Origin of the sequence: Streptomyces sp. NPDC050704 (assembly GCF_040654355.1) — a bacterium.
Taxonomy (GTDB): Bacteria; Actinomycetota; Actinomycetes; order Streptomycetales; family Streptomycetaceae; genus Streptomyces.
Map to the genome: position 1 here is coordinate 1 of NZ_JBFAHW010000136.1, position 26,635 is coordinate 26,635.

Annotated in this window: 24 protein-coding genes; 20 read left to right on the top strand and 4 right to left on the bottom strand. The window is 71.5% G+C overall.

What is annotated here, in order from left to right:
- Positions 1–197: 197 nt before the first annotated feature.
- From AB0I18_RS44600 to kynU, 9 genes are all read left to right on the top strand, one after another.
- Complete coding sequence (locus AB0I18_RS44600) at positions 198–1,841, top strand: polyamine aminopropyltransferase (protein WP_363111522.1); 1,644 nt, start codon at positions 198–200, stop codon at positions 1,839–1,841.
- Positions 1,842–1,929: 88 nt separating this feature from the next.
- Entirely contained in the window at positions 1,930–3,036 is a 1,107-nt protein-coding gene (locus AB0I18_RS44605; protein ID WP_363111523.1) for an SRPBCC domain-containing protein, read from the top strand.
- Between the two features lie 358 nt (positions 3,037–3,394).
- Positions 3,395–4,210: an aldose 1-epimerase gene (locus tag AB0I18_RS44610; RefSeq protein WP_363111524.1), complete on the top strand. Its 816-nt coding sequence runs from the start codon at positions 3,395–3,397 to the stop codon at positions 4,208–4,210.
- A 57-nt stretch (positions 4,211–4,267) separates the two neighbouring features.
- Complete coding sequence (gene pyrE, locus AB0I18_RS44615) at positions 4,268–4,819, top strand: orotate phosphoribosyltransferase (RefSeq protein ID WP_363111525.1); 552 nt, start codon at positions 4,268–4,270, stop codon at positions 4,817–4,819.
- Between the two features lie 204 nt (positions 4,820–5,023).
- Complete coding sequence (gene fbaA / locus AB0I18_RS44620; RefSeq protein WP_363111526.1) at positions 5,024–6,046, top strand: class II fructose-bisphosphate aldolase; 1,023 nt, start codon at positions 5,024–5,026, stop codon at positions 6,044–6,046.
- A gap of 128 nt (positions 6,047–6,174) precedes the next feature.
- Positions 6,175–7,668 carry an MFS transporter gene (locus tag AB0I18_RS44625; RefSeq protein ID WP_363111527.1) on the top strand — a complete coding sequence of 498 codons (1,494 nt, stop codon included), beginning with the start codon at positions 6,175–6,177 and terminating at the stop codon, positions 7,666–7,668.
- A gap of 91 nt (positions 7,669–7,759) precedes the next feature.
- Positions 7,760–8,173 carry a DUF3151 domain-containing protein gene (locus tag AB0I18_RS44630; RefSeq protein WP_363111528.1) on the top strand — a complete coding sequence of 138 codons (414 nt, stop codon included), beginning with the start codon at positions 7,760–7,762 and terminating at the stop codon, positions 8,171–8,173.
- A 153-nt stretch (positions 8,174–8,326) separates the two neighbouring features.
- Positions 8,327–9,175, top strand: a complete 849-nt coding sequence (locus AB0I18_RS44635) for a tryptophan 2,3-dioxygenase family protein (protein ID WP_363111529.1) — start codon at positions 8,327–8,329, stop codon at positions 9,173–9,175.
- Complete coding sequence (gene kynU, locus AB0I18_RS44640) at positions 9,168–10,418, top strand: kynureninase (RefSeq protein WP_363111530.1); 1,251 nt, start codon at positions 9,168–9,170, stop codon at positions 10,416–10,418. Before AB0I18_RS44635 ends, kynU begins: the two co-directional genes overlap by 8 nt.
- A 127-nt stretch (positions 10,419–10,545) precedes the next feature.
- Here kynU and AB0I18_RS44645 read toward each other — a convergent pair whose 3' ends face one another.
- Complete coding sequence (locus tag AB0I18_RS44645; protein WP_363111531.1) at positions 10,546–10,692, bottom strand: hypothetical protein; 147 nt, start codon at positions 10,690–10,692, stop codon at positions 10,546–10,548.
- 172 nt (positions 10,693–10,864) lie between these two features.
- Between AB0I18_RS44645 and AB0I18_RS44650 the strand changes: the two genes are divergently transcribed.
- From AB0I18_RS44650 to AB0I18_RS44685, 8 genes are all read left to right on the top strand, one after another.
- On the top strand, positions 10,865–11,731 hold the full coding sequence (locus tag AB0I18_RS44650; RefSeq protein ID WP_363111532.1) for an alpha/beta hydrolase: 867 nt from the start codon (positions 10,865–10,867) through the stop codon (positions 11,729–11,731).
- A 191-nt stretch (positions 11,732–11,922) separates the two neighbouring features.
- A complete protein-coding gene (locus AB0I18_RS44655) occupies positions 11,923–12,975 on the top strand; it encodes an alpha/beta hydrolase (protein WP_363111533.1) in 1,053 nt (350 codons plus the stop codon).
- Positions 12,968–14,239, top strand: coding sequence for an acyltransferase (locus AB0I18_RS44660; RefSeq protein ID WP_363111534.1), 1,272 nt, complete (start codon positions 12,968–12,970; stop codon positions 14,237–14,239). The genes AB0I18_RS44655 and AB0I18_RS44660 overlap by 8 nt, the downstream gene beginning before the upstream one ends.
- A 34-nt stretch (positions 14,240–14,273) precedes the next feature.
- On the top strand, positions 14,274–15,773 hold the full coding sequence (locus AB0I18_RS44665; RefSeq protein WP_363111545.1) for a sensor histidine kinase: 1,500 nt from the start codon (positions 14,274–14,276) through the stop codon (positions 15,771–15,773).
- Positions 15,770–16,444, top strand: coding sequence for a response regulator transcription factor (locus AB0I18_RS44670; protein WP_363111535.1), 675 nt, complete (start codon positions 15,770–15,772; stop codon positions 16,442–16,444). Before AB0I18_RS44665 ends, AB0I18_RS44670 begins: the two co-directional genes overlap by 4 nt.
- A gap of 174 nt (positions 16,445–16,618) precedes the next feature.
- Positions 16,619–17,971 (top strand): histidine kinase, encoded by a 1,353-nt coding sequence (locus AB0I18_RS44675; RefSeq protein WP_363111536.1) that lies wholly within the window; start codon positions 16,619–16,621, stop codon positions 17,969–17,971.
- Positions 17,968–18,633 (top strand): response regulator transcription factor, encoded by a 666-nt coding sequence (locus tag AB0I18_RS44680; protein ID WP_363111537.1) that lies wholly within the window; start codon positions 17,968–17,970, stop codon positions 18,631–18,633. Before AB0I18_RS44675 ends, AB0I18_RS44680 begins: the two co-directional genes overlap by 4 nt.
- Before the next feature lie 181 nt (positions 18,634–18,814).
- Positions 18,815–20,035, top strand: a complete 1,221-nt coding sequence (locus AB0I18_RS44685; RefSeq protein ID WP_363111538.1) for a cytochrome P450 — start codon at positions 18,815–18,817, stop codon at positions 20,033–20,035.
- On the opposite strand, the gene AB0I18_RS44690 is transcribed toward AB0I18_RS44685, so the two are convergent.
- The 3 genes from AB0I18_RS44690 to AB0I18_RS44700 all read right to left on the bottom strand — a co-directional run bounded on the left by AB0I18_RS44690 (position 20,018) and on the right by AB0I18_RS44700 (position 23,079).
- Positions 20,018–20,290, bottom strand: a complete 273-nt coding sequence (locus tag AB0I18_RS44690) for a hypothetical protein (protein WP_363111539.1) — start codon at positions 20,288–20,290, stop codon at positions 20,018–20,020. The two genes, AB0I18_RS44685 and AB0I18_RS44690, sit on opposite strands and share 18 nt — an antisense overlap.
- 237 nt (positions 20,291–20,527) lie before the next feature.
- Complete coding sequence (locus AB0I18_RS44695) at positions 20,528–22,144, bottom strand: ABC transporter permease (RefSeq protein WP_363111540.1); 1,617 nt, start codon at positions 22,142–22,144, stop codon at positions 20,528–20,530.
- Positions 22,141–23,079, bottom strand: coding sequence for an ABC transporter ATP-binding protein (locus AB0I18_RS44700; RefSeq protein WP_363111541.1), 939 nt, complete (start codon positions 23,077–23,079; stop codon positions 22,141–22,143). Before AB0I18_RS44700 ends, AB0I18_RS44695 begins: the two co-directional genes overlap by 4 nt.
- A gap of 102 nt (positions 23,080–23,181) precedes the next feature.
- Between AB0I18_RS44700 and AB0I18_RS44705 the strand changes: the two genes are divergently transcribed.
- From AB0I18_RS44705 to eutC, 3 genes are all read left to right on the top strand, one after another.
- On the top strand, positions 23,182–23,685 hold the full coding sequence (locus AB0I18_RS44705; RefSeq protein WP_363111542.1) for a helix-turn-helix domain-containing protein: 504 nt from the start codon (positions 23,182–23,184) through the stop codon (positions 23,683–23,685).
- A gap of 268 nt (positions 23,686–23,953) precedes the next feature.
- Complete coding sequence (locus AB0I18_RS44710; protein WP_363111543.1) at positions 23,954–25,378, top strand: ethanolamine ammonia-lyase subunit EutB; 1,425 nt, start codon at positions 23,954–23,956, stop codon at positions 25,376–25,378.
- A 125-nt stretch (positions 25,379–25,503) separates the two neighbouring features.
- Entirely contained in the window at positions 25,504–26,277 is a 774-nt protein-coding gene (eutC, locus tag AB0I18_RS44715; RefSeq protein WP_363111544.1) for an ethanolamine ammonia-lyase subunit EutC, read from the top strand.
- Positions 26,278–26,635 lie beyond the last annotated feature (358 nt).

Genomic DNA, 26,635 nt, shown 5'->3' on the forward strand with positions numbered 1-26,635 from the left:
CCTGACGGGCGCCCGTCAGGGGCGCGAGGAACTGCGCGACCAGCCCCCACCTGGCCCGCTCATCACCACCGGACCGGACCCGACCGACGTACGCGCTCACTCGGTGTGTCCGTCCTGGCCAAAGTATGCGTCCGGGGCGCGGTTTCCACACTTGTGGGTGACAGGGCGCGGTTGTTCGGTGACGTAGCGTTCGCTGGGTGATCGAGCCGCACGTCCCCGCCCCGCCCGGCAGGGCTCCGTCCTGGAGCGGTCCGGGCCCGGCGCGTCTGCCGGTCAGGCCGGGGACCGGGCGGTTCCTCGTCCTCTCCGGCGTCTTCATCTGCGCGGCCTGCGGTCTCGTCTACGAACTCCAGCTCGTCGCCCTCGCCTCGTACCTGATCGGCGACTCCGTCACCCAGGCCTCCGTCGTGCTGTCCGTGATGGTCTTCGCGATGGGCATCGGCTCGCTACTCGCCAAGCGCCTGCGCTGCCGCGCCGCGGCCGGGTTCGGCGCGGTCGAGGCGCTGCTCGCGCTGGTCGGCGGCTGCAGCGCGATGGCCCTGTACGCGGCCTTCGCCTGGACCGGCGACTGGGGCGGGGCGTGGGCGGGCGGCTCCAGCTACCTCCTCGTCGCCTTCTCCCTCGCCATCGGGCTGCTCATCGGCGCCGAGGTACCCCTGCTGATGGAGCTGATCCAGCGCATCCGGCGGCAGGACGCGGGCGGCGCGGTCGCGGACCTGTTCGCCGCGGACTACGTGGGCGCGCTGGTCGGCGGGCTCGCGTTCCCCTTCCTCCTCCTGCCGCTGCTCGGACAGTTGACCGGAACGCTGATCACCGGGACCGTCAACGCGCTCGCGGGCGGCGCGCTCGTCCTCGGCCTGTTCCACCAGGACCTGACCCGGCGCGCCCGCTGGCTGCTGATCGTCGCCAACCTCGTCGTGCTCGGCCTGCTCGCCTCGGCCGCCGTCCTCGTCGACGACTTCGAACGGGCCGCACGGCACGCGGTGTACGGCAGGGACGTACGGGTGGCGACGCACACCGACGTCCAGGAGGTCGTCCTCACCGGAGGCACGGACGGCCGTTCCCTCGACCTCTTCCTCGACGGCCGGCTGTGGGTCAGCGGCCGCGACGAGCGCCGCTACCACGAGGGCCTCGTCCACCCCGCGATGAACGGCCCGCACGCGCGCGTGCTCGTTCTCGGCGGCGGCGACGGGCTCGCCGTGCGCGAGGTGCTGCGACATCGGGGCGTACGGCTGGTCGACGTCGTCGAACTCGACATGGAGTTCGTGGAGTTGGCGCGCACCGACCCGGCGCTGTCCGCGCTGAACGGGCACGTGTACCGGGACCCGCGGGTGCGGGTCGTCGCGGCGGACGCGTTCGGCTGGCTGCGGCGGGCCCCGCTGAACGCGTACGACGTCGTGATCTCCGATCTGCCGGATCCGGAGATCACGTCCAGCACGAAGCTGTACTCGCAGGAGTTCTACGGGCTCGCTCGCGGGGTCCTCGCGGACGGCGGGCGGCTCGTCGTGCACGCGGGCCCCGTGACATCCCGCCCCCGGGCCTTCTGGACCGTCGACGCGACGGTGCGGGCGGCGGGGCTGCGGACCGTGCCGTACTCCGTCGGCGGCCGCGACTCCGGGGCCGCCGCCGGCTCCGGCTCCGGTTCCACGGTCGCGGTGGGCGCGTCCCGGGCGCCGCACGACTGGGGGTTCGTGCTCGCCTCCCGCGCGCGGCCGCGGTTGTGGATCGCGCCGGGTTCACCGGAGGTGCCGTCCCTGCAGGCAGGCAGGCGCGCCACGGAACGCACCCGCCTCACCGGCCTCCCGGCGTCGACGCTCGTACATCCGAGGTACACCGACTGAGTCCGTCCGAGTCCGTCTGCCGACGGATCCGGGGGAATCCCTGGATACGGGGGTACGGTGCGGGCCCTGCTGGGTAGGCTCGGCCGACATGGAGCATGAGGTGTTCGTTCCGGTTCCCGTCGAGCTTCTTCGGGAGGCTCTAGCCGATCCCGCGCGGGTGGCCCGGGCGGTGCCCGGCCTCCAGCAGGACGCGGGGACGGCGCCGGTCTCAGGCCGCCTGAAGGTACGCGTCGGCAGCCACAGCATCACGTATCGCGGGACGGTCCGGGTCGCCGGGCAGGACGACGGGTCGTACGCCGTCGAGGGCGACGCCACGGAGGCCCGCGGCAGCGGCTCGGTGAAGCTGGCGCTCACGCTGTCGCTCCGCCCGGCGGAGGGCGGCTCGACGCTCACGTTCACCGGAACGGCGTCGGCCGACGGCCGTGTCGCGGAACTGCCACCGGACGCGGTCGCCGCGGCGTCGGCCCGGCTGCTGACCCGCTTCGCGGAGAAACTGGCGTCTGCGACTGCCTCCGGCGGTGGGGCGGGGTCGGGCGAGGCGTCCTCCCCCGGACCCGCACCGGCATCCGGATCCGGGCCCGAGCCCGCAGCCGGGCCTGCACCCGGGTCCGGTCCTGAACCCGCAACCGGGCCCGAGCCTGGAACCGGGCCCTCAACCGGCCCGGGGCCCGCAGCCGGTCCTGAACCTGCAGCCGGTCCTGAACCCGCAGCCGGTCCTGAACCCGCAGCTGGGCCCGAGCCCGGACCCGCAACCGGGCCTGAACCCGCAGCCGGACCCGAACCCGAACCCGCCAAGGAGGCCCCCGAGCCGTCGACGACCGAGGGCCCCTCCGACGGTGACGAGGTCGCCCCCGTCGAGGAGCCCCCTTCCGTCTTCGAAACCGAGGTCCCGCCGCCCTCCCTCACCCCCTTCGCCGAGGGCGACTTCGAGGGGGGTTTCGAGGACGACGCCGCGTCACCGCCGGAGGCACCCGCACCCGCGTCGGTACCCGCCGAGGCGGCGCACGCCCGTCGGACGATGATCGGGCGAAGTGCGGAGGAGGTCGACCATGCGCCTCCGCGGGGCCGTTACGCACCGGTGCCGGCTCCCGAGGCCACGGCCGGCAGCGCGGCGTTGCGCTGGGCGGCTCCCGCGGCGGCCTTCGTCCTGGCCTCGGCCATCGTCGTAACCCGAGTCCTACGAAAACGCCGCTGACCCTTTCATCGCCATGCAGCCCCCTTAACACCGGTTCGTTGGGTGCGGGTCGTCTGTGGCCGGTCGCGCAGTTCCCCGCGCCCCTAAAAGACAAAAGACAACGGCCAACGGCCGTAAGGCGGGGTCGGGGTCTGCACCGCAGGCCCCACCCACCCGCTGTCGGCCTCCGGCGTGAGGGGTCGTGTCGGGGTGTCCGATCGCCGCGGCAACATGCCATGACTGAATATCCCAGAGCGGCGATCGGATACCCCGTCGCGGCACCGCCCACCCACACACCCAGGGGCGCGAGGAACTGCGCGACCAGCCACAACGAACCCGCACCCACCAACCACCGGCGCCCAACGGCTACTGTTCCCGCGTGAGTAACGAAGACATCACGCTGACCGCGGGCGGCAACGCGGAGGTGACCGTGCAGCCGGCCAACGGCGGCCGGATCGGCGGACTACGAATCGACGGCGTCGAACTCCTGCGGCAGGGCGCGAAGTTCGGCTGCTTCCCGATGGTGCCGTGGTGCGGGCGCACCAGGGACGGCCGGTTCCTGAACGGCGCCACCGCACACCAGCTCCCCCTCAACTCCCCACCGCACGCCATCCACGGCACCACCCGCGACGGCGCTTGGCGCACGGCCCGCAGGAGTGAGAGCGAGGCCGTCATCACGTACGACCTCGTCGACCCCTGGCCGTACGCCGGCCGCGTCACCCAGATCGTCACGCTGACCGAGGACACGCTGTCGCTCGCCATGTCCGTGGAGACGTACGACGACTCGTTCCCGGCGCAGATCGGCTGGCACCCGTGGTTCAACCGGAACCTGGGCGGCGAGGGCACCGGCACCGGCGGAGGCGAGAACGTACGCGTCGACTTCACCCCCGCCTGGCAGGAGGAGCGGGGCGACGACCACCTGCCCACCGGCCACCGCATCGACCCGAAGCCCGGCCCGTGGGACGACTGCTTCGGCATGCCCGACGGCGTCGACGTCACCCTCACCTGGCCCGGACAGCTGGAGCTGAAGGTCGCCAGCCGCGAGCAGTGGGTCGTCGTGTACGACGAGCAGGAGGCCGCGGTATGCGTGGAACCGCAGACCGGACCGCCCAACGGCCTCAACTCCCTGCCCCGCCTGGTCACCCCCATCGACCCCCTCGAAGCGGCCACGACCTGGACCTGGCGGCGCCTCTGATGTCACCACGCGCCGGACCCGGCGGAGCCACTCGACGGCGCCTCTAAGCTGACACGCATGAGTGACGACGTACGCGGCGAGCTGCTGCAGCAGATCAAGGACAAGGCCGTGGTGCACGGCAAGGTGACCCTCTCCTCGGGTCTTGAGGCCGACTACTACGTCGACCTGCGACGGATCACGCTCGACGGCCGGGCCGCTCCGCTGGTCGGCCAGGTGCTGCTTGACCTGACCGCCGACCTCGACTTCGACGCGGTCGGCGGCCTCACCATGGGCGCCGACCCGGTGGCCGCGGCCATGCTGCACGCCGCCGCCGCGCGCGGCCGGCAGCTCGACGCCTTCGTCGTACGCAAGGCCGCCAAGGCGCACGGTCTGCAGCGGCGGGTTGAGGGCCCGGAGATCAGGGCGCGCCGGGTACTCGTCGTCGAGGACACCTCCACCACCGGCGGTTCCCCGCTCACCGCCGTGGAGGCGGTACGCGAGGCCGGCGCCGAGGTGGTCGGCGTGGCGACCATCGTCGACCGCGCCACGGGCGCCGCCGAGAAGATCGAGCAGGGCGCCGGCGTGCCGTACCTCTTCGCGTACTCGAAGGACGAGCTGGGCCTCGACTGAACAGGTCCCGGCTGAACAGGTCCCGGCTGAACAGGCCCCGACCGAACAAGTTCCGACCGAACAAGTTCCGAGAGTTGTCCACAGGCTCGGACGCCGAGGCCGGAGCATCCGGCCAAGTCTGGAAAGATGGGGACGACGATGACGTCGCCCCCCTAGGTCAGGGCCGTAAGCAGCACGCCACCCGCACATACAAGGAGCGGACAGATGCCCATCGCAACCCCCGAGGTCTACAACGAGATGCTCGACCGGGCGAAGGCAGGCAAGTTCGCCTACCCGGCCATCAACGTGACCTCGTCCCAGACCCTGCACGCTGCGCTGCGCGGCTTCGCGGAGGCGGAGAGCGACGGCATCATCCAGATCTCCACCGGTGGCGCGGAGTTCCTGGGCGGCCAGCACAGCAAGGAGATGGTGATCGGCGCGGTCGCCCTCGCCGAGTTCGCGCACATCGTCGCCGCGAAGTACGACATCACGGTGGCCCTGCACACGGACCACTGCCCGAAGGACAAGCTCGACGGGTATGTGCGTCCGCTGCTGGCCGTCTCCGAGGAGCGCGTCAAGGCCGGTCAGAACCCGCTGTTCCAGTCCCACATGTGGGACGGCTCGGCAGAGACCCTCGCCGACAACCTCTCCATCGCGCAGGAGCTGCTCGCCCGCGCCGACGCCGCGAAGATCATCCTTGAGGTCGAGATCACGCCGACGGGTGGCGAGGAGGACGGCGTCTCGCACGAGATCAACGACAACCTCTACACGACGGTCGACGACGCGATCCGTACGGCCGAGGCGCTGGGCCTGGGCGAGAAGGGCCGCTACCTGCTGGCCGCCTCGTTCGGCAACGTGCACGGTGTGTACAAGCCGGGCAACGTCGTGCTCCGCCCCGACCTGCTCAAGGAGCTGAACGAGGGCGTCGGCGCCAAGTTCGGCAAGGCTTCCCCGTTCGACTTCGTCTTCCACGGCGGTTCCGGTTCCACGGCGGAGGAGATCGCCACCGCGCTGGAGAACGGCGTCGTGAAGATGAACCTGGACACCGACACCCAGTACGCGTTCACGCGCCCGGTCGCGGACCACATGTTCCGCAACTACGACGGCGTCCTGAAGGTCGACGGCGAGGTCGGCAACAAGAAGACGTACGACCCCCGCACCTGGGGCAAGCTCGCCGAGGCCTCGATGGCCGCGCGCGTCACGGAGGCCTGCGGCAACCTGCGCTCGACGGGCACGAGGATCAAGTAACCGCCTTGTCGCGCGGCAAGTAGCTGTCTTGTCGCAAGTCAAGTAACCGCCTTGTCGTAAGGGTGGTCCGCGGTGGCGGGGCCCGGTCCTCCTTCCGGGAGAGCCGGGCCCTTCCGTATGCTCCGGGCATGGCTGCCCCTCCGCAGGAGAACTCGACCGTCAGGATGTCCACTCCTGCCGGGAAGTGGATCCTGCTCACCACGGTGCTCGGGTCGAGCATGGCCCTGCTGGACTCGACCGTGGTGAACGTTGCGCTGCCCAGGATCGGCCGCGATCTGGACGCGGACCTGGCCGGCCTCCAGTGGACCGTCAACGCGTACATGCTGACCCTCGCGGGACTGATCCTCCTGGGCGGCGCCCTCGGCGACCGCTTCGGGCGCCGGAAGGTCTTCGTCGTCGGCGTGGTGTGGTTCGCGGTGGCGTCCCTGCTGTGTGGGCTCGCACCGAGTGCCGAGGTGCTGGTGGCGGCCCGTGCCCTGCAAGGCATCGGCGGGGCGCTGCTCACACCCGGTTCGCTCGCGCTGATCCAGGCGTCGTTCCATCCGGACGACCGGGCCCGGGCCGTCGGCCTGTGGTCGGGCTTCGGCGGTGTCGGCGCGGCGGTCGGCCCGTTCCTGGGCGGCTGGCTGGTGGACGGTCCGGGCTGGCGCTGGGTGTTCCTCCTCAACGTCCCGCTCGCCCTCCTCTGCGTGCCGGTCGCCCTGCGCCACGTACCGGAGTCGAAGGACGGGCGGGTGCACGGGCGCGGGTTCGACGTGCTGGGCGCGGCCCTCGGCGCGCTGGCGCTCGCCCTGGTGACGTACGCCCTCATCGAGGCATCCAGCGGCTCGGTGCCCGTCGTCGCCGTGACGGCGGCCGCCGGTGTCGCGGCGGGCGTCGCCTTCGTGTCCGTGGAACGGCGGCGGGCCGACCCGATGATGCCGCCCGACATCTTCGCGTCCCGCCAGTTCACCGCGGTCAACCTCGTCACGCTGTGCGTGTACGCGGCTTTCGGCGGGTTCTTCTTCCTCTCCGCGGTCCAGCTCCAGGTCGTCTCCGGTTACTCGGCCCTCGGCGCGGGCACGGCCCTGCTGCCCACCACCGTCCTGATGCTGTTCCTGTCGGCCCGCTCCGGTGAACTCGCAGGGCGCATCGGCCCGCGCATCCCGCTCACGGTGGGCCCGCTGCTGTGCGCGGCCGGGATGCTGCTGATGCTGCGGGTGGGCGCCGACGCCTCGTACGTACGCGACGTACTGCCCGCCGTGCTGGTCCTGGGCCTCGGCATGGTGACGCTGGTCGCGCCCCTCACGGCGACCGTGCTCGCCTCCGTGGACGTCGGGCGGGCCGGTCTGGCCAGCGGAATCAACAACGCGGCGGCCCGCGCGGCCGGCCTCGTCGCCGTGGCCGCGCTGCCGCTGCTGGCGGGGATGGGAGAGGAGGCGTACCGCTCGGCGGACGCCTTCGACAACGCCTTCCGGCGGGCGATGCCGCTGTGCGCGGGCATCCTGGTGGTGGGCGCGGTGGTCGCCTTCGCGACCGTACGCAAACCGCCGCCGGGCTGTCTGCGCCCGGAATGTCTCACGCACGGCAGCGTGACGGCCCCGCCGCTGGAGCCGAACCAGTCGCGCGGGCACCTGGAGTAGCCGGGCAGTAGCCGGGCCGAGGCGTTCGCGTCGCGAGTAAACCGGGACCGGGGTGCCGCCGCGGACGTCACGGGAAGGCAAACTGGAACCCATGGCCATTCACGAGAACCTCCTCGGGGGACCGCCCCCGACCCACCTGCCCGACGACCCGGAGCCGCGCGAGCTCCTCGCGAACGGCACGGCACCCGCCGACGTCGCCGCCAAGTACCCCACCTCCTCGCTGGCCTGGGCCCAGCTGGCCGACGAGGCGTACGAGCGCGGCAGCGTCGTCGAGTCGTACGCGTACGCCCGTACCGGCTACCACCGCGGCCTGGACTCCCTGCGCCGGGGCGGCTGGAAGGGCCAGGGCCCGGTGCCCTGGGAGCACGAGCCGAACCGCGGCTTCCTGCGCGCCCTGCACGGCCTCGCCCGCGCCGCGCAGGCGATCGGCGAGCAGGCGGAGTACGAGCGCTGCGCACAGTTCCTGAAGGACTCCTCGCCGACGGCGGCCCAGACGCTGGGCTGATCCCGCCGGGGTTTGTACAGGTCCGCCTGGTGTGACCAGGCGGACCTTGCGGTATCGGGGCACGATTGTGGAGGATGCCGGTGGGGACCGGGGCCACCGTGTCGACAACGGCAGGGGCGGACCGCTACCCGGAGTACTTTTCAGGAGACAGCGATGTCCCAACAGGCTCAGCACTCTGACGAGGCTCAGGAGCCCGAGACTCCGCATCTCGACTTCGCAGGTACGACGCCTTACGAGGACTACGTCCAGGCCGACGTCCTGACCCACCTCCAGCACACCCTCTCCGACGACCCCGGAGAGATGGTCTTCCTGGTGACCACCCAGGTCATGGAGCTGTGGTTCACCGTCATCGTCCACGAGTGGGAGACCGCGGCGAAGGCGCTGCGCGAGGACCGGGTGCCGGTCGCGGTGGCGGCCCTGAAGCGGTCGGTACGGGAGCTGGAGGCGCTGAACGCCTCCTGGAAGCCCCTCGGCCAGCTGACCCCCGCCCAGTTCAACTCGTACCGCAGCGCCCTGGGCGAGGGCTCCGGATTCCAGTCCGCCATGTACCGGCGCATGGAGTTCCTGCTCGGCGACAAGTCCTCGTCCATGCTCGTACCGCACCGGGGTGCGCCCCGCGTCCACGCCGAGCTGGAGAAGGCCCTGCACGAACCGAGCCTGTACGACGAGGTGTTGCGGCTGCTCGCGCGGCGCGGACACCCGGTTCCGGCGTCGGTCGTCGACCGCGACGTGTCCCTGCGCTACGACCCGTCGCCCGAGGTCGAAGCCGTCTGGACGGCCCTGTACGCGGGCGACGAGAGCTCCGAACTCGCCCGGCTCGGCGAGGCGTTGACCGATGTCGCCGAACTGGTGTGGCGCTGGCGCAACGACCATCTCGTCGCCACCCGGCGGGCGATGGGCTCGAAGACCGGCACGGGCGGCTCCGCCGGGGTGGCCTGGCTGGAGAAGCGGGCCCAGAAGAACGTGTTCCCCGAGCTGTGGACGGCGCGGTCCCATGTCTGAGGCGTACGCCGACAAGGCATCGGCCCTGGACGCCGTCGACGAACTGGCCAAACTGCGCGCGCAGTTCGTGCTCGACGACGTGGTGTACCTGGACGGGAACTCGCTGGGCGCGCTGCCCCGCTCCGTCCCCGGACGCGTCGAGGACGTCGTACGCCGGCAGTGGGGTTCGCTGCGGATCCGGTCCTGGGACGAGAGCGGCTGGTGGACGGCGCCGGAGCGGATCGGCGACCGGATCGCTCCGCTGGTGGGCGCGGCGGCCGGGCAGATCGTCGTCGGCGACTCGACAAGTGTCAACGTGTTCAAGGCGGTTGTCGGTGCGGTCCGGCTCGCGAACGACGGTGACGGAGGCAGTGACGGGGGCAGTGACAGAGGTAGTGGGGGAGGCGGTGGCGTTGGCGGTGGTGGCCGGGACGAGATCCTGGTCGACGCGACGACGTTTCCCACGGACGGGTACATCGCGGCGTCCGCGGCGCGTCTCACGGGCTGCACGCTGCGTCCGGTGACCCCGGGCGAGGTGCCCGGAGCCCTGAACGAGCGTACGGCGGCGGTACTGCTGAACCACGTCGACTACCGGACGGGCCGCCTCCACGACCTGCCGTCCCTGACGGCGGCGATCCACGCGGCGGGCGCGCTCGCGGTCTGGGACCTGTGCCACAGCGCGGGCGCCCTGCCGGTCGGGCTCGACGAGCACGGCGTGGACCTGGCGATCGGCTGCACGTACAAGTACCTGAACGGCGGCCCGGGTTCACCGGCGTACCTCTACGTCCGCCGAGACCTCCAGTCGCGCTTCGACTCCCCGCTGCCCGGCTGGAACTCGCATGCCGACCCCTTCGGCATGACCCCGGACTTCACCCCGGCCCCCGGCGCCCTCCGCGGCCGCGTCGGCACCCCGGACATCCTCTCCATGCTCGCCCTGGAGGCGGCCCTGGAGGTCTGGGACAACGTCTCTGTCTCCGCGGTCCGCGCCAAGTCCCTCGCCCTGCAGGACTTCTTCCTGGAGTGCGTCGGGGCGTACGTCCCCGAGGGCGCCGTGGAGTCGGTGACTCCGTCCGCCCACGCGGAACGGGGCAGCCAGGTCGCGTTGCGGTGCGAGGACGCGGGCGGGGTGATGCGCCGGCTGATCGAGCGGGGCGTGGTCGGCGACTTCCGCGAACCGGACATCCTCCGCTTCGGCCTCACGCCGTTGTACGTGGGGTTCGGGGACGTGGAGAGGGCGGCGAGGGTGTTGGCGGAGGTGCTGTAGCCGGCACGACGCGTGCCGGCTCACTGATGGGCGCCGGTGTCGGTCACGGCCCTGTCCATGACCCCGGCCATGACCCCGGCCATGACCCCGGCCATGGTCCTGTCCACGACTCCGGCCATTACTCCGGTCACGACTCGGGCCCGAGCCCGGTTCCGGCTCCGGTGGTGTGTGCCCCGGCCGCGGCGATGGCGGCCGCGTCCGGGGTCACCGCCATGGTGGGCAACGGCCGTTCGACCCTCACCGAGGGTGACAGCCGCGTGTTGACGCACGTCATCGGCCTGATAGCGTCCCGCCAACGGCCCGCGCGCCGGAGCGTGTTGGGCAGGCGGACCGCCTCGCTGACGCCACGCGCTCACGGGCTCGTGGGCTCACGGACTCATGGGTTCACGGACTCACGGACTCATGGGTCCAGGTGAACACGCACCGCACCGCTGAGAGGTTGGAGCATGCCGGACGACGCCCGCGACGCCGCGGAAGAGGAGTCGGCCTTCTCGCACCCGCCCGTCGACCCCGACACCACCGCCGCGTACGGCGACCATCCCGACCAGGTGATCGACTTCTACGCCCCGCGCGGCGTCGAGGATCTGGTCCCGCTCGTCGTCGTCCTGCACGGCGGCGCCTGGCGGGCCCCGTACGACCGCCGGCACATCACCCCGTTCGCGGACTTCCTGGCCAGACGGGGTTTTGCCGTGGCCAACGTCGAGTACCGGCGCGGCAGCACCATCCCGGCCCAGGGTGGCGAGGGGCCCGTCGCGGGGCGCTGGCCGGACACCTTCGACGACGTCGCGGCCGCGCTCGACGCGCTCCCCGGCCTCGTACGCGAGATCCTGCCGCAGGCCGACCCGCGCCGCATGGTGGTCACCGGGCACTCGGCGGGCGGCCAGCTGGCCCTCTGGGCAGCCGCCCGCCACCTGCTGCCGGCCGACGCGCCCTGGCACACGGACCGCCCCGCCCCGCTGCGCGGCGTGGTCGCGCTCGCCCCGATCGCCGACTTCGCGGTCGCACGGAAACTGGACGTCTGCTTCGGTGCGGCGCTTCAACTCCTGGGCGGCGAAGGGAAGTTCGCGGATCGGCAGCCGTACGCGGATCCGGCGCTGCTGCTGCCGACGGGAATCGCCACGACGCTGGTGCAGGGTCGGCGGGACACCGTCGTTCCGGAGGCCGTCGCCGAGGCGTACGCGGACGCGGCGGCGAAGTCCGGCGAGGTCGTGGGGCTGACGCTCCTGGAGGACGTGGGTCACTTCCCGCTGATCGACCCGGCTGCGGACGCGTGCGCGGTGGTGGCGGAGGAGATCTCGCAGCTGGCCTGGTAGGGGCCGCCCTGATTCCGTTCCTGCTTCTGCTTCTGCTTCTGCTTCTGCTTCTGCCCGGCCCGGTGATACCCGTAATACCTGGGAGCTACGCCGCAGGTGAGCTCCCAGGCGGGACGCCGACCACAAGCCCGGATCCGTAACTTCCTTCCTCGTGAGGCCCGATGAGCGGGCGGATCGGGAGGGGGCACGAGATGGGGCTGTGGACGAAGGCGAATTCTGCGGCGGAGGCGCCGCACCTGCCGCGGCCGGGTCCGGCGGGACCGGCTCCGGCGGGACCGGACCCGGTGCGGCCGAAGCGGGCACGCCGGCCGGGCCGACTCTGGCGCGGGCTGCTCGCCGCGCTGGTCACGGGCGCCGTCGTCGTCCCGGTGTCCGCGGCGGCCGCGCACCCGGAGATACCGGCTCCCGCCCCCGCCCGCATCGGCTCGGTGAGCGCGACGACCTTGGACAGCGTCTACGAGGCGAACCGCGCGAACGCCGCCGAGGCCTCCCGCATGGCCGCGGACCACGGAGACCGCAGCCGCGCGGCCGCCGTCCGCGCCATGGCGGACCCGTCCCGTCACTTCCTGTCCTTCGACGCCCGCGGCTCCGGCCGGGCCGTCGAGGTCTTCGGCGACCTGGCGAAGGCCGACCACGTGGCCGTCCTCGTACCCGGCTCCGACACGAGCCTGGACACATACGACCGTTTCCGCGCGGGAGCCCTCGCCCTGCACGAGCGGCTCGGCACCCGCGCCGCGGTCGTGGCATGGCTCGGCTACGAGACGCCCGGCACCATCAGCCCCGAGGTCCTCACCACGGGCCGGGCGAAGGAGGCGGCACCTGAACTCCACGACTTCGTACGTGAGTTGAGAGCGGTGAACGGGCACGCCCGGGTCTCCCTGCTGTGCCACTCGTACGGGACGGTGGTGGGCGCCCGCGCGGCGAACGGCCTCGACGTCTCGGACCTCGTGCTCTTCGGCAGCCCCGGCACCGGCGCGGACTCCGCCGCCGGAATCCACACGAAGGCCCGCGTCTGGGCCGCCCGGGGCGCCGACGACTGGATCGCCGACGTCCCGCACGCCAAGGCGGACCTCTTCGGCACGACCGTCGGCTTCGGCACCGACCCCGTGTCCCCGGCTTTCGGCGCCCGGGTCTTCGCGGCGGGCGACGGCGGCCACAGCGATTACCTCAAGCCGGGTTCGGTGTCCCTGGACAACCTCGCCCGGATCGTGCTCGGCGAGACTTCGGAGGTGACCCATGCGTGAGCTGCCTCCACTGCGTGAACTGTCTCCACTGCGCGAGCTGCCGCCACGCCACGGCGTAAACCGCCTGCGCCTGGCGGCCGGGCGGATCGACGCGGCGACGCCCGCCGGCCGGGACCGTTCCGTCGATGCCCTGCGAGCCTTCGCGATACTCGGCGTCGTGCTCGGCCACTGGCTGGTCACGGCCCTCGTCGCGGACGGCGGCACCCTCCGTACGTCGAGCCCGCTGGCGCACATGCCCTGGCTGGCCCCGATCTCCTGGGTCTTCCAGACACTGGCCGTGTTCTTCCTGGTCGGCGGGCATGTGGCCACCAGGAGCTACGAGTCGGCGCGGGCGCGTGGCACGACGTACGGGCGGTGGCTGGGTACGCGCCTGTCCCGCCTGTTCAAGCCGGTGGCCGCGGTGCTCGGTCTGTGGACCGTGGCCACGGCCGGCCTGCTCGCGACGGGTGCGGACCTGAACACGGTCCATGCGTTGCTGAAGCTGGTCCTGTCGCCCCTGTGGTTTCTGCTGGTCTTCGCGGGCCTGACGGTGGTGACCCCGCTCGTGACACGGGTCAGCCCGCTGTGGCCGCTGGCCGTCGTGCTCCATGTGGATCTGCTTCGTTTCGGGTTCGGCGGCCCGGACTGGCTGGGCTGGATCAACCTGGCGGCGGGCTGGCTGGTGCCGTACACGCTGGGTGCGGCCTGGACCCGGGGCGAGCTGACCCGGCGCTCCGGCTGGGTGCTGCTGACGGGCGGGGCGGCGGCGACCGCGGGGCTGGTCGCGTGGGGCGGCTACCCGGCGTCGATGGTCGGCGTCCCGGGTGCCGCGGTCTCCAACCTCAATCCGCCGACCATGGCCGCGGTCACGTTCGGTCTGGCCCAGTGCGGCCTGGCCCTGCTTCTGCGGGAGCCGTTGCGCCGGGTCATGCGGCGGCCCGTGCTCTGGGCATCGGTGGCCTTCGTCAACCTCTCCGCGATGACGATCTTCCTGTGGCATCAGACAGCACTGATGTCGGTCACCGCGACGGGCCTCCTCGCGGGCCGGCTCCCCGGTCTGCACACCGCTCCCGACGGTCTCGGCTGGGTGGTGGCCCGGCTCGCCTGGCTCCCGGTCTTCGCCCTCGCGCTCGCCATCTGCTGGACCGCCTTTCGCTCCTACGAACAGGGCCACCGCCATCGTGACCGTCACAGCCGACACAACAACCGACACATCCGGCGCCCCTCGCGCGTCGTCCACGTCCACCACGGCACCGCGGAAGCGAAGGAGCCCCGCCGTGCCTAGGGTTGGCCGCGTGGACGACGCGGAGGGAAATGGCATGCCGGACGGCGAGGCCGCCGCGAGGCGCGCGTCGGGCGAAGAAGCGGCGGCCCTCACCGGCTCCACCCGCGCGCTTCGCACCCGCGTGCGTGCCTTCCTCCGCAGCCTCGGAGCGGGCCTCTGGAACGGCGCCCCCGCCCCGCTGCTCCCTCTCTCCCGCCCCCGTCTGTTGCGCTGGCTGCCGCATGTGGTGATCTGCGTCATCGCCCTCGGCGTCTCATTGAGCGGTACTGACGACATGGCCAACCAGTACCAACTGGGCGTAGAGATGGGAGTGTTGACCGGATTCGGGCAGGGTGTGGCGCTTGTGCTCGCCCTGTGGCGGCCAGTTCCGGCCTGGTGGCTTTCGCTGGCCGGCGTCGCCGTGGCCGCGGTGGCTGCGCGGGCGAGCCTGGTGGGCATCCAACCCCCGGGCCCGACCTGGCCCTGGAGCGCGCCCGCGATCACCGCGCACGCCTTCGTCCTCCTGCTCCTCGCGCTGCGGATGCCCATGCGTGTGTCCGTCGCGGCGCTGTCCCTGACCGGTCTGCTCACGTACCTCGTCCAGGGTTTCATCGGCGCGAACACATACACCTCGACCGGTGTCATGGCGGTCACCGTGTTCGTGGTCGCGGTGCTTCTGGGCAACGCCCTGCGCGGTATGCGGGAAGCCCGCACCCAGCTCGTCGAGCAGGCCTCGCTGACCGCCGAGGAACGCTCCCGCCGCACCCTCCTGGAGGAGCGCAACCGCATCGCCCGCGAACTGCACGACGTGGTCGCCCACCACATGTCGGTCATCTCCATCCAGGCGCAGGTCGCCCCGCACCTGGTGGAGAACCCTTCCGACGAGCTCCGGGAGAACCTCGACGGCATCCGGCAGAACGCCCTGGAGGCACTCACCGAGCTGCGCCGGGTCCTCGGTGTGCTGCGCTCGGAGAACCCCGACGACCCGTACGGTCTCGGCGTCCCCGGCACCGGCGCCGCTCCCAACGCCCCGCAGCCCACCCTCGACCGTCTCGACGCGCTCGTCGAGAACACCCGTGCGGCCGGCCTTACGGTGTTGACCGAGATCAGTGGTGAACAGCTTCCGCTGCCGCCGGGAGTGGAGCTGTCCGCGTACCGGATCGTGCAGGAGGCGCTCAGCAACGCGTTGCGGCACGCGCCCGGTTCGACGGTGCGGGTGGAGCTCACGCACTTCCCGCGCGGCCTGCAGATCCGGGTGGTCAACTCCGCGCCCAGAAGCTCCGCCCCGCCGTCCCCCGGCGCCGGTCACGGTCTGCTCGGTATGCGGGAGCGCGCGATGATGCTCGGTGGGACCCTCATGGCCATGGAGACGTCCTGCGGAGGTTTCACGGTGGCGGCCTTCCTTCCCCGCGCCGGAACCTCTCAGCGCGGCGACGCTCCGGCCGACCGTTCCACCCACGGCGACGGCATCCACGGCGACGCCACTCCCGGCGACGCGACTCCCGGTGGCGCCGCCCCTGACAACTCCACAGACCTCACAGGAGAGACCCCATGACGAGCGGCAGCATCCGCGTACTCATCGCCGACGACCAGCAGATGGTCCGGCAGGGCTTCACGGTGCTGCTCAACACCCAGCCGGGCATCGAGGTGGTCGGCCAGGCGGTCGACGGCCTGGACGCGATCGCCAAGGTGGCCGAGCTCACCCCGGACGTCGTCCTGATGGACATCCGCATGCCCGAACTGGGCGGCATCGAGGCCACCCGCCGCATCACCGTCGATACCCCGCAGATCAGGGTCCTGGTGCTGACCACCTTCGACCTCGACGAGTACGTGTACGAGGCGCTGCGCGCGGGCGCCTCCGGGTTCCTGCTCAAGGACGCGTCCGCCGACCAGCTGGCGGAGGCGGTCCGGGTGGTGGCCGCCGGTGACGCCCTGCTCGCGCCGGGCATCACCCGCCGCCTCATCGCCGAGTTCTCCCGGCTGAACTCCACGCCCCGCGCCCCGCTCAAGCAGCGCGTCGGCGAGCTGACCGAGCGGGAGACGGAGGTTCTCACCCTCATCGCGCAGGGCCTGTCGAACGCGGAGATCGCCGAACGGCTGTACGTCGCCGAGCAGACCGTGAAGACCCACGTGGGCCGCATCCTGGTGAAACTGGGGCTGCGGGACCGCACACAGGCCGCGGTGTTCGCGTACGAGTGCGGATTGGTGCGCCCGAGTGGCTACTGAGACTGCATCGAGTGGTTACTGAGACTGCCCCGGGTGGCTACTGAAACCGCCCGGGGTGGAGCTGCCCGGCCCTCGACGGCTCGCCGACCGTACCCGTAGTACCTGAGAGGGACGCCGCATGACCCTTCTCACTGGTGACGACCGCGACCCCGGCCTACGCCTACCGTTCTGTATGTGACCGAAACGACCCAGACGCAGACGACACCGGCGGACGGTGCCAGGCCGCGAAGCCCCGAGTTCAAGCTGGCGATGGACGCGATGCGGGGGCTGCGGCAGGACCTGCTCCGCGACCCCTTCGCCTACCGCCCGCTTCCGCAGATGCGGGTGGACGGCCCGCTCACCAGGCTGCTGCCCGCCCGCCTGCGTGAGAAGGCGGTCTGGACCCCGCATGCCGTAGTGGTGGTCGCCGGACTGCTGGCGCTGCTCGTCTCCCTCGCCGGCAATGGCAGCCCTGGCACCGATGACGTCCTGCAGTTCACGACCGGCCTCGTCGCGCTGGGCGCGATCCTGCTGACCCTGGTCAGGCCGGTCGGCGCCTTCTGGGTGTCCTGCGCGGCGACACCTGTCACAGCCGTGCTGGGCAGCTCCGGGGGCGACTGGCCGTGGCTGCCCGGCAGCTTCGTGACCCATCTGGTCGTGCTCACGGTCGTGGCGCTTCGGACCAGACCCCGCACGGCCGCATGGATGTGGGCGGTGACAGCGGGTTATGGCTTCGTCGCGGAGGTCTTCTTCGGAAGCAGCCACTACGGGACGAACACCCTGCCCTTCCTGTTCGTGAGCGCGCTGGCGCTGCTGCTCGTCACGATGTGGCATGTGCGGCACGAGGCCGCGCGCAAGGTGACCGCCCAGCAGACGGTGACCGCCCATGAGCGGTCCAAGCGCACGCTCCTCGAAGAGCGCACGACGATCGCCCGCGAGCTGCACGATGTGGTCGCCCACCACATGTCGGTGGTCGCCATCCAGGCGGAGGCCGCGCCCTACCGGGTGGAGAACCCGCCGCCGGAGCTGGAGTACGCCTTCGCGGTGATCCGGGAGAACGCGGTCATAGCCCTCTCCGAGCTGCGCCGGGTCCTCGGTGTCGTACGGGCGGAGGACTACGAGGCCCCGGATGCTCCGCAGCCCAAGCTCGCGGACCTGGACCGGCTCCTGGAGAACGTGCGCGACGCGGGGCTCGAAGTGGAGAAGGCGGTCACGGGGGCGGTGCGTGAACTCCCACAGGGTGTCGAGCTCTCCGCGTACCGAATAGTCCAGGAGGCGCTCAGCAACAGCCTGCGCCACGCGCCGGGCGCCGCGGCCAAGGTGGAGGTCAGTTATGTGCTCGGCGGCCTGGGGCTGCGGATCGTGAACGGCCCGGCGACGGGTCTGGTCAAGCCCTCGCCCGGTGCGGGGCACGGCATCACGGGCATGCAGGAGCGGGTGACGATGCTGGACGGGGAGATGACGGCGGGTACGACGGACGACGGGGGCTATGAGGTCGCGGTCTTCCTGCCGGTCCAGGCGGCCGCGCCGACGGAGGACTCCGCATGACCATCCGTGTGCTGATCGCCGACGACCAGATGATGGTCCGCGAGGGCTTCTCGGTGCTGCTCGGCGCCATGCCGGACATCGAGGTGGTCGGCGAGGCGGTCAACGGTCGAGAGGCCGTCGACCGGGTGCGGGAGCTGACCCCGGACGTCGTACTGATGGACATCCGGATGCCCGAGATGAACGGCATCGAGGCGACACGGGAGATCGTCGCGGCGGACGGTGCGGCGAAGGTGCTCGTGCTGACGACGTTCGACCTCGACGAGTACGTGTACCAGGCGCTGCGCGCCGGGGCGTCGGGCTTCCTCCTGAAGGACGCCTCGGCCCGCCAGCTCGCGGACGGGGTGCGGGTGGTGGCGGCCGGCGAGGCGCTGCTCGCGCCGTCGGTGACGAAGCGGCTGATCACGGAGTTCTCGAAGCTGTCCGAGGAACCCCGGCTGTCGGCCACCGCACAGGCGGCGTACGGGGATCTGACCGAGCGGGAGACGGAGGTACTGGTGCTCATCGCGCAGGGCCTGTCGAACGCGGAGATAGCCGGCCGGCTGGTGGTCGCCGAGTCCACGATCAAAACCCACGTCAGCCGCATCCTGGTAAAGCTGGGCCTACGCGACCGCACACAGGCAGCGGTCTTCGCATACGAGGCACGCCTGGTGACACCGGGATGAAGATGGGCAGCCCCGCCAGGGGCGCCCCTTAGGGGCGCGGGGCTGTGTCAATGTGCGGCTCCGCCGCGTGGGCGCGACCAGCCACAGCCGACCCGCACCTTCCATACGGCCCTACCCGCGGAGCGCGTTGCGGAGTGGTTCCCCCTGGTCAGACAGGTACGCCTGCGGCTAGCGTCCATCCATGGCAGCTTCCGAAACCCCGCAGGCCTTCGACCCCTGGGACCAGGCATTCGTGGCCGACCCCTACCCCGCGTATGCCGAGCTGCGTGCCGGGGGCCGGGTGCACTACTACGAGCCCACCAACCAGTGGCTGGTGCCGCGGCACGCGGACGTGTCGGCGTTGCTCAGGGACCGGCGGCTGGGGCGGACGTATCAGCACCGGTTCACGCACGAGGACTTCGGGCGGACGGCACCGCCGGCCGAGCACGAGCCGTTCCATGTGCTGAACGATCACGGGATGCTCGACCTGGAGCCGCCGGACCACACGCGGATCAGGCGTCTGGTGTCGAAGGCGTTCACGCCGCGGACGGTCGAGGGGCTGCGTCCGTATGTGGAGCGGTTGGCGTCGGAACTGGTCGGTGAGCTGGTCGCGGAGGGCGGGGGCGATCTGCTGACGGTCGTGGCGGAGCCACTGCCCGTGGCGGTCATCGCGGAGATGCTGGGGATTCCGGAGTCCGAGCGGGCGCAGCTGCGGCCGTGGTCGGCGGACATCTGCGGAATGTACGAGCTGAGTCCGTCGGAGGAGACGGCGGCCAAGGCGGTGCGGGCGTCGGTGGAGTTCACCGAGTTCCTGCGGGAGTTGATCGCCGTCCGGCGCAAGGAGCCGGGGGACGACCTGGTTTCGGGGCTGATCGCGGCGTACGACGAGGGGGACCGGCTCAGTGAGCAGGAGATGATCTCGACGTGCGTGCTGTTGCTGAACGCGGGGCACGAGGCGACGGTGAACGCCACGGTGAACGGGTGGTGGGCGCTGTTCCGGAATCCGGAGCAGCTGGCGGCCCTGCGTGCGGACCGGGGACTTGTATCCACAGCTGTGGAGGAGTTGATGCGGTACGACACTCCGCTGCAGCTCTTCGAGCGGTGGGTGCTGGACGAGATCGAGGTCGACGGGACGGTGATTCCGCGGGGCAGTGAGGTGGCGTTGCTCTTCGGGTCCGCCAACCATGATCCGGCGGTCTTCGCCCGGCCGGAGTCGCTCGACCTGTCCCGTCCGGAGAACCCGCACATCTCCTTCAGCGCGGGGATCCACTACTGCATCGGCGCGCCGCTGGCCCGTATCGAACTGGCCGCGTCCATGGGGGCGTTGCTGGACCAGGCTCCGACGCTCCGGCTCGCGGCCGAGCCGAAGCGCAAGCCGAATTTCGTGATCCGGGGTCTGGAGGGGCTACTCGTGGAGCTGTGACTCCCCGCCCTGGTCCCCGCCTTGGCCCATGGCCTGGTCCACGTCCTGGGCTGCGGGTCGCCGGCGCCTGCGCATCAGGTGGACCAGTAGTGCCCAGGCGAGGGCAGGGAGGGCGGCGCCGGCTGCCACGGCGAAGGGGAGTTCGGTGAGGAGGACGGTGTAGTCGGTGCCTTCGCCCTCGAAGCCGCCGCCCATGTGGCGCCGCGTACGGGGTAAGGAGGCCCAGATGAGTGTGGCCGCTGCTGCGCCGGCCACGGACAGCACGCAACCGGCGCAGCCCACCGTTGATTCGCGTTGCTCCATGCCCGCAAGGGACGCGGGCGGCTGCCGCCGGGTTCCCCCGTTGAGTGGTTCGCGTGCAGCGCGGTACGTAGTGACGTGCGGGTTGTCGTGGGCTGGGCGCGCCCACGCGGCGGAGCCGCATGATGTAACAGCCCCGCGCCCCTAAGGGACGCCCCTGACGGGGCGCTCCCCTCCCCTCCCCTCCCCTTCTCACGTGCTCAGGTCGCGGCGCCTCAGTGCTGTCAGGCCCGCTGTGACCAGGGTCGCGGCGATGGCTGTCAGGATCAGGGCGGGCGGCCAGCTCATGTCCTGGCCCGGCAGCTTCGGGAGGTGGCCGAAGGGGGAGAGGTCCAGGACGGGCTCGGGGAGTTCCAGGGCCGGGCCGATCCAGCCCAGGAGCAGGGCGGCGCCGGCCACCCCCCAGGCTCCGGGTGCCACCTGCGGAGACAGCCCGTGGAGCAGGACCGCGAAGCCGCCGATGGCCCAGATCGCGGGGAGTTGGACGAGGCTGCCGCCGAGGATGGGGCCGAGGTCCTGGCCGTAGCCGACCGCCAGGCCGAGGCCGCCGAGGAGCATGATCAGTACGGCCCCGCCGAAGGCGATGAGCAGGTGGCCGGAGGCCCAGTGCAGACGGCCCACGGCGTTCGCGAGGACCGGTTCGGCGCGCTGGGAGGTCTCCTCGCCGTGCAGTCGCAGTACGGACTGCACGATGTAGAGCGCGGCGACCATGCCCAGCATGCCGACCATCGTGGCGAGGAACGCGTCCGTGATCCCGGACTGCCCGCCCATCCGCTCGATGATGTCGCGGGTGCGGGCGTTGTCGCCGACCAGGTCGGCCGCCCCCTTCGTGATCCCGCCGAAGGCCACCCCCGCGGCGAAGAATCCGAGGCCCCAGCCGAGCACGCTGCCGCGCTGCAGCCGCCAGGCGAGCGCCCCCGCCGTACCGAGCCGGCCGACGGCGGGTCCTGGCCGGGCCGGCAGGAAGCTCATGCCGACATCGCGGTGGCCGGCCAGTTCGTACGCCGCCGTGCCCTGGATGGCGACGGCGGCCGCGAACAGCAGCAGCACCCACCAGCGTTCGTCGGCGAAGGCCCGCAGGTTCTCCAGCCAGCCGATCGGCGAGACCCAGGTCAGCACGGACGAACCGTCGTCGGTCGCCGAGTCGCCGGCCGCCCGCAGTACGAACGCCGCGCCAAGGAGTCCGCCGGTCAGCCCCTTCGCGAGCCGCGCGCTCTCGGTGAACTGCGCGACGATCGCCGCCATCGTCGCGAAGACCATCCCGACCCCGGCCGTGCCGAGCCCGAGGGCCAGCGCACCCGTCGAACCCTGTCCCGCGAGGCCGCCGGTGATGAGCAGGGCCAGCGCCGCGTTCGCGACGAACGCCGCGAGCAGCGCCGCCGTCAGCGGGGCGCGCCGCCCCACCATGCCGGCCGAGATCATCTCCTGGCGGCCGCTCTCCTCCTCGTCCCGGGTGTGCCGTACGACGATGAGCAGGCTCATGATTCCGGCGAAGACCGCGGCGAACACCCCGACGCGCCAGGCGACGAGCCCGCCGAGCGAGTCGCTGAACACCGGTCCGTAGGTGGCGCGCAGCGAGCTGTTCGTGAGCATCTGTCGGGTGACGTCGGCGCGTTCGGCGGCGGTGGAGTACACGCTCTCCAGCGAGCCCGGCATGGAGAGCACCATCAGGGCGATGACCGCGACCCACACGGGGATCATCACGCGGTCGCGGCGCAGGGCGAGCCTCAACAGGGCGCCGGTTCCGGCAAGTTGACGAGAACCCCCGGTCCGTACGGCGAATCGCGTATCCGAGGCGACGGCGGTCATCGTGACACCGCCCCCGTACGTACCCCGTGCCCGTGCCCGTCCCCGTCCTCGGTCTCGGCCTGGTAGTGCCGCATGAACAGCTCTTCCAGGGTCGGCGGGGTCGAGGTCAGCGACCGTACGCCCGACTCGGTCAGCGAGCGCAGTACCGCGTCCAACTTGTCGGTGTCCACCTGGAGTTTGACCCGGTGGCCCTGTACGTCGAGGTCGTACACGCCGGGCAGCCGGGACAACCCGTTGGGCGCGCCCGCGAGTTCGGCGGTGACGCTCGTACGGGTCAGGTGGCGCAGGTCGGCGAGCGAGCCGCTCTCCACGGTGACGCCCTTGCGGATGATGCTGACGCGGTCGCACAGCTGCTCCACCTCGCTGAGGATGTGCGAGGAGAGCAGGATCGTGCGGCCCCGGTCGCGCTCCTCCTCGACGCAGCTCTGGAAGACCTCCTCCATCAGCGGGTCGAGGCCGGAGGTCGGTTCGTCGAGGATCAGCAGTTCGACGTCCGAGGCGAAGGCGGCGACGAGGGCGACCTTCTGCCGGTTGCCCTTGGAGTACGTGCGCCCCTTCTTGGTGGGGTCGAGTTCGAACCGCTCCACGAGGTCCGCGCGCCGCGCCTTGTCGAGCCCGCCGCGCAGGCGGCCGTACAGGTCGATGACCTCGCCGCCGGAGAGGTTGCGCCAGAGGGTGACGTCGCCGGGGACGTACGCGACCTGGCGGTGCAGTTCGACGGCGTCGGCCCACGGGTCCCGGCCCAGCAGCTGGGCCGCGCCCGCGTCCGCGCGCAGCAGGCCCAGCAGGACCCGGATGGTGGTGGATTTCCCGGAGCCGTTGGGGCCGAGGAAGCCGTGCACCTCGCCGGTCTCGACGTCCAGGTCGAGGCCGTCCAGGGCGTGCGTCCTGCCGAACGACTTGTGGAGTCCGGAGACGGTGATTGCCTTCGTCATGATTCTGAACGTACGCTGATTTCACAAACTTGTGAAGTTAAGGAAGCGTTAAAAGGCCGGATAGACTGAACGGGGCGCGCGAGCAGGGGAGATGATCCAGGGATGGCGGAATCGTTCGAGGCCGAGCGGGACGCGGAGGCGGTGTCGAAGTTCGTGGAGAGCTTCGCGGCTCAGCTTGTCGAGGCCGGGATGACGCGGATGCCGGCCCGGGTGTTCGCGGCGCTGCTCTCCTCCGACTCCGGTGCCCTCACCTCCGCCCAGGTCGGCGAGCGACTGCAGGTCAGCCCGGCCGCCGTCTCCGGGGCGGTGCGCTACCTCGCACAGCAGCACATGGTCTCGCGCGAACGCGAACCCGGCTCACGGCGCGAGCGGTACCGCGTGCACGGCAATCAGTGGTACGAGGCGCTGACCAACCGGGACGCGGTGCTCAAGCGCTGGGAGTACGCCTTGCGCGAGGGCGTCGAAACCCTCGGCCACGAGACCCCCGCGGGACGCCGCCTCGCCGAGACCCTCGCCTTCTTCGAGTTCCTCGACGACGAACTCATCAAGCTCATGGAACGCTGGCGCGCCCACCGCGCGGACCTCTTCGGCGAGACGAAGACGTAGAAGGCGCCTGTCGAGGTGATGTGCTTCGCCGTCGACGTGCAGCCGACCGCAAAGATCGCCAGGACGACCATTGCGACGAGATGGCCGGCGGGGGCTCCGATCCGGCTGCGGTCCGACCGGAATGCTGCACGGGAAATGAGTCACCCCGCCGGTCCGGGCGTTAAATGTTTGTCACTCAGACCTTTAGAAGGCCACAGGAACGAACGTCTGCGTTAACTCTCCGCCCGGCCATGGACCCCGGTACCCCGCCCTCCGTACCGTCCCCGACATGAGCACGCACACCCCCAGCTCGTACACGTCCAGCTCGTACACCGCCACCCTCGGCGGTCACTCCTACCGGTTCGACGGACTCGCGCCGCTGCTCGCCGCCGCGAGCCCCGAGCGCTCCGGCGACCGTCTCGCCGGCCTGGCCGCCGAGTCGGCGCAGGCGCGGGTCGCGGCGCGCTGGGCGCTGGCCGAGGTACCGCTCGCACGGTTCCTCGCCGAGCCGGTGATCCCGTACGAGACGGACGACGTCACCCGGCTCATCGTCGACACGCACGACGCGGCGGCCTTCGCGCCGGTCTCCGGGCTCACGGTCGGGGAGTTCCGCGAGTGGCTGCTCTCGGACGCCGCGGACGCGACGGCCCTGGCCGCGCTGGCCCCGGGAATCACCCCCGAGATGGCCGCGGCGGTCTCCAAGCTCATGGGCAACGCCGATCTGGTCGCCGTCGCCCGCAAGGTGCGTGTCGTCACCGCCTTCCGCTCCACGATCGGCCTGCCGGGCCGCCTCGCGACCCGCCTCCAGCCCAACCACCCCACCGACGACCCCGCCGGAGTGGCCGCGGCCCTCCTCGACGGACTCCTCCTCGGCTCCGGCGACGCGGTCATCGGCATCAACCCGGCGACGGACAGCCCCAAGGCCGTACGCGACCTGCTGGAACTCCTCGACGGCGTGATCCAGCGCTACGCGATCCCCACCCAGTCCTGCGTGCTCTCCCACGTCACGACGAGCATCGACCTGATGGAGCGCGGCGCGCCCGTCGACCTGGTCTTCCAGTCCATCGCCGGTACGCAGGCCGCGAACGCGTCCTTCGGCGTCACACTCGCCCTGCTCGACGAGGCGCACGAAGCCGCGAGGGGACTCGGCCGCGGCACGGTCGGCCAGAACGCCCTCTACTTCGAGACCGGCCAGGGCAGCGCGCTCTCCGCCGACGCGCACCACGGGGTGGACCAGCAGACGGTCGAGGCGCGCGCGTACGCGGTCGCCCGCCGCTACGACCCGCTGCTCGTCAACACGGTCGTCGGCTTCATCGGCCCGGAGTACCTCTACGACGGCCGGCAGATCCTGCGCGCCGCCCTGGAGGACCACTTCTGCGGCAAACTGCTCGGCCTGCCCATGGGCCTGGACATCTGCTACACCAACCACGCCGACGCCGATGACGACGACATCGCCACGATGCTCACCGTGCTGGGCGTGGCGGGGGCCTCGTTCGTGATCTGCACCCCGGGCGGCGACGACATCATGCTCAACTACCAGTCCGCCTCCTACCACGACGCGTTGTACCTGCGTCAGGTCCTCGGGCTGCGCCCGGCACCGGAGTTCGAGGCGTGGCTGGACGGGATCGGACTGCTGGACGAACAGGGCGGCATACGGGACGTCACCGGCACGGGACATCCACTGACAGCCATCGGCAAGGAGCTGGCAGCATGACGGACCGTCAACTGGCAACGCTGGTACGGGCATTGGTGGCACAAGAGACCTCAGGGGCCTCAGGGACATCCGAGGCCGCTGGGTCCTCCGGACCTCTCGATTCCCCCGTATCCCCGGTATCTCCCGTGTCTCCCGATGCCGCGCTGTGGACCACCCTTCGTCGGCACACCCAGGCGCGGATCGGGCTGGGCCGGGCGGGGTCCGGGCTGCCGACCCGGCACCGGCTGGAACTCCAGGCCGCGCATGCCGCGGCGCGGGACGCGGTGCACTCGCCGTTCGAGCCGGATGTGGTCGCGGCGGGGCTTGCGGGGAGTACGGGGCCCGGTGAGCCGGGGATGGCGACCGTGCGGGTCCGTAGTGCGGCCCCGGACCGGCTCACCTACCTCCAACGGCCCGACCTGGGGCGGAGGCTGGAGGCCGCGGACCGGGCGCACCTTCCCGTGGGGGAGTGGGACGTGGTGTTCGTCGTGGCCGACGGGTTGTCCAGCCGGGCGGTTCACGAGCATGCGGCGGCCGTGGTGCGGGGGGCTGTGGCGGGGCTGGACGGGTGGCGTATCGCGCCGGTGGTTCTCGCCGAGCAGGCCCGTGTGGCGCTGGGGGACGACGTCGCTCACGCGGTGGGGGCCGCGATGGTGGTCGTCCTCATCGGTGAGCGGCCCGGGATGTCGGCGGCGGACTCGCTGGGGGCGTATCTGACGTACGGGCCTGTGCCTGGCCGCACCACGGATGCCGACCGTAACTGTCTCTCCAACATCCGGCCGCCGCTGGGCCTGTCCTACGAGGCCGCTGCCGCCAAGCTGGTGGCCCTGATGCGGCGAGCCCGGGAGGCTCGCCTCACGGGGGTGACGCTGAAGGACGAGTCCGATACGCAGCCGCTTCGCGGGGAGGCCGGTTCGTAGGGTGCGGCTCCGTTGTGGCTGGTCGCGCAGTTCCCCGCGCCCCTAAAAGACTGGGGTGACTCGGGTTGGTTTGTACGGTGCGGGCCGCCTATGGCTGGTCGCGCAGTTCCCCGCGCCCCTGAAAGACAAAAGACAACAGACGGGGCCTTGGGGCGGTGTGATCACTGCGGGCCGGTGGGGGCTGGGTGCGCAGTTCCCCGCGCCCCTAAAAGAACAGGCTCGCCAGCGCCGGGCGGGGTCTGTACCGCAGGCCCCACCCAGCCGCTGTCGGCTCTCCGGCGTGAGGGGTCGTGTCGGGGTGTCCGATCGCCGCGGCAACGTGCCTGAAGCTGAATATCCCAGAGCGGCGATCGGATAC

What these genes read in the sequence shown, in the direction of transcription:
- AB0I18_RS44605 (WP_363111523.1), top strand. Translation starts at nt 1,930, where the DNA reads ATGGAGCATGAGGTGTTCGTTCCGGTTCCCGTCGAGCTTCTTCGGGAG.
- pyrE (WP_363111525.1), top strand. Translation starts at nt 4,268, where the DNA reads ATGAGTGACGACGTACGCGGCGAGCTGCTGCAGCAGATCAAGGACAAG.
- fbaA (WP_363111526.1), top strand. Translation starts at nt 5,024, where the DNA reads ATGCCCATCGCAACCCCCGAGGTCTACAACGAGATGCTCGACCGGGCG.
- AB0I18_RS44625 (WP_363111527.1), top strand. Translation starts at nt 6,175, where the DNA reads ATGGCTGCCCCTCCGCAGGAGAACTCGACCGTCAGGATGTCCACTCCT.
- AB0I18_RS44630 (WP_363111528.1), top strand. Translation starts at nt 7,760, where the DNA reads ATGGCCATTCACGAGAACCTCCTCGGGGGACCGCCCCCGACCCACCTG.
- AB0I18_RS44635 (WP_363111529.1), top strand. Translation starts at nt 8,327, where the DNA reads ATGTCCCAACAGGCTCAGCACTCTGACGAGGCTCAGGAGCCCGAGACT.
- kynU (WP_363111530.1), top strand. Translation starts at nt 9,168, where the DNA reads ATGTCTGAGGCGTACGCCGACAAGGCATCGGCCCTGGACGCCGTCGAC.
- AB0I18_RS44645 (WP_363111531.1), bottom strand. Translation starts at nt 10,692, where the DNA reads ATGACGTGCGTCAACACGCGGCTGTCACCCTCGGTGAGGGTCGAACGG.
- AB0I18_RS44650 (WP_363111532.1), top strand. Translation starts at nt 10,865, where the DNA reads ATGCCGGACGACGCCCGCGACGCCGCGGAAGAGGAGTCGGCCTTCTCG.
- AB0I18_RS44655 (WP_363111533.1), top strand. Translation starts at nt 11,923, where the DNA reads ATGGGGCTGTGGACGAAGGCGAATTCTGCGGCGGAGGCGCCGCACCTG.
- AB0I18_RS44660 (WP_363111534.1), top strand. Translation starts at nt 12,968, where the DNA reads ATGCGTGAGCTGCCTCCACTGCGTGAACTGTCTCCACTGCGCGAGCTG.
- AB0I18_RS44665 (WP_363111545.1), top strand. Translation starts at nt 14,274, where the DNA reads ATGCCGGACGGCGAGGCCGCCGCGAGGCGCGCGTCGGGCGAAGAAGCG.
- AB0I18_RS44670 (WP_363111535.1), top strand. Translation starts at nt 15,770, where the DNA reads ATGACGAGCGGCAGCATCCGCGTACTCATCGCCGACGACCAGCAGATG.
- AB0I18_RS44680 (WP_363111537.1), top strand. Translation starts at nt 17,968, where the DNA reads ATGACCATCCGTGTGCTGATCGCCGACGACCAGATGATGGTCCGCGAG.
- AB0I18_RS44685 (WP_363111538.1), top strand. Translation starts at nt 18,815, where the DNA reads ATGGCAGCTTCCGAAACCCCGCAGGCCTTCGACCCCTGGGACCAGGCA.
- AB0I18_RS44695 (WP_363111540.1), bottom strand. Translation starts at nt 22,144, where the DNA reads ATGACCGCCGTCGCCTCGGATACGCGATTCGCCGTACGGACCGGGGGT.
- AB0I18_RS44700 (WP_363111541.1), bottom strand. Translation starts at nt 23,079, where the DNA reads ATGACGAAGGCAATCACCGTCTCCGGACTCCACAAGTCGTTCGGCAGG.
- AB0I18_RS44705 (WP_363111542.1), top strand. Translation starts at nt 23,182, where the DNA reads ATGGCGGAATCGTTCGAGGCCGAGCGGGACGCGGAGGCGGTGTCGAAG.
- AB0I18_RS44710 (WP_363111543.1), top strand. Translation starts at nt 23,954, where the DNA reads ATGAGCACGCACACCCCCAGCTCGTACACGTCCAGCTCGTACACCGCC.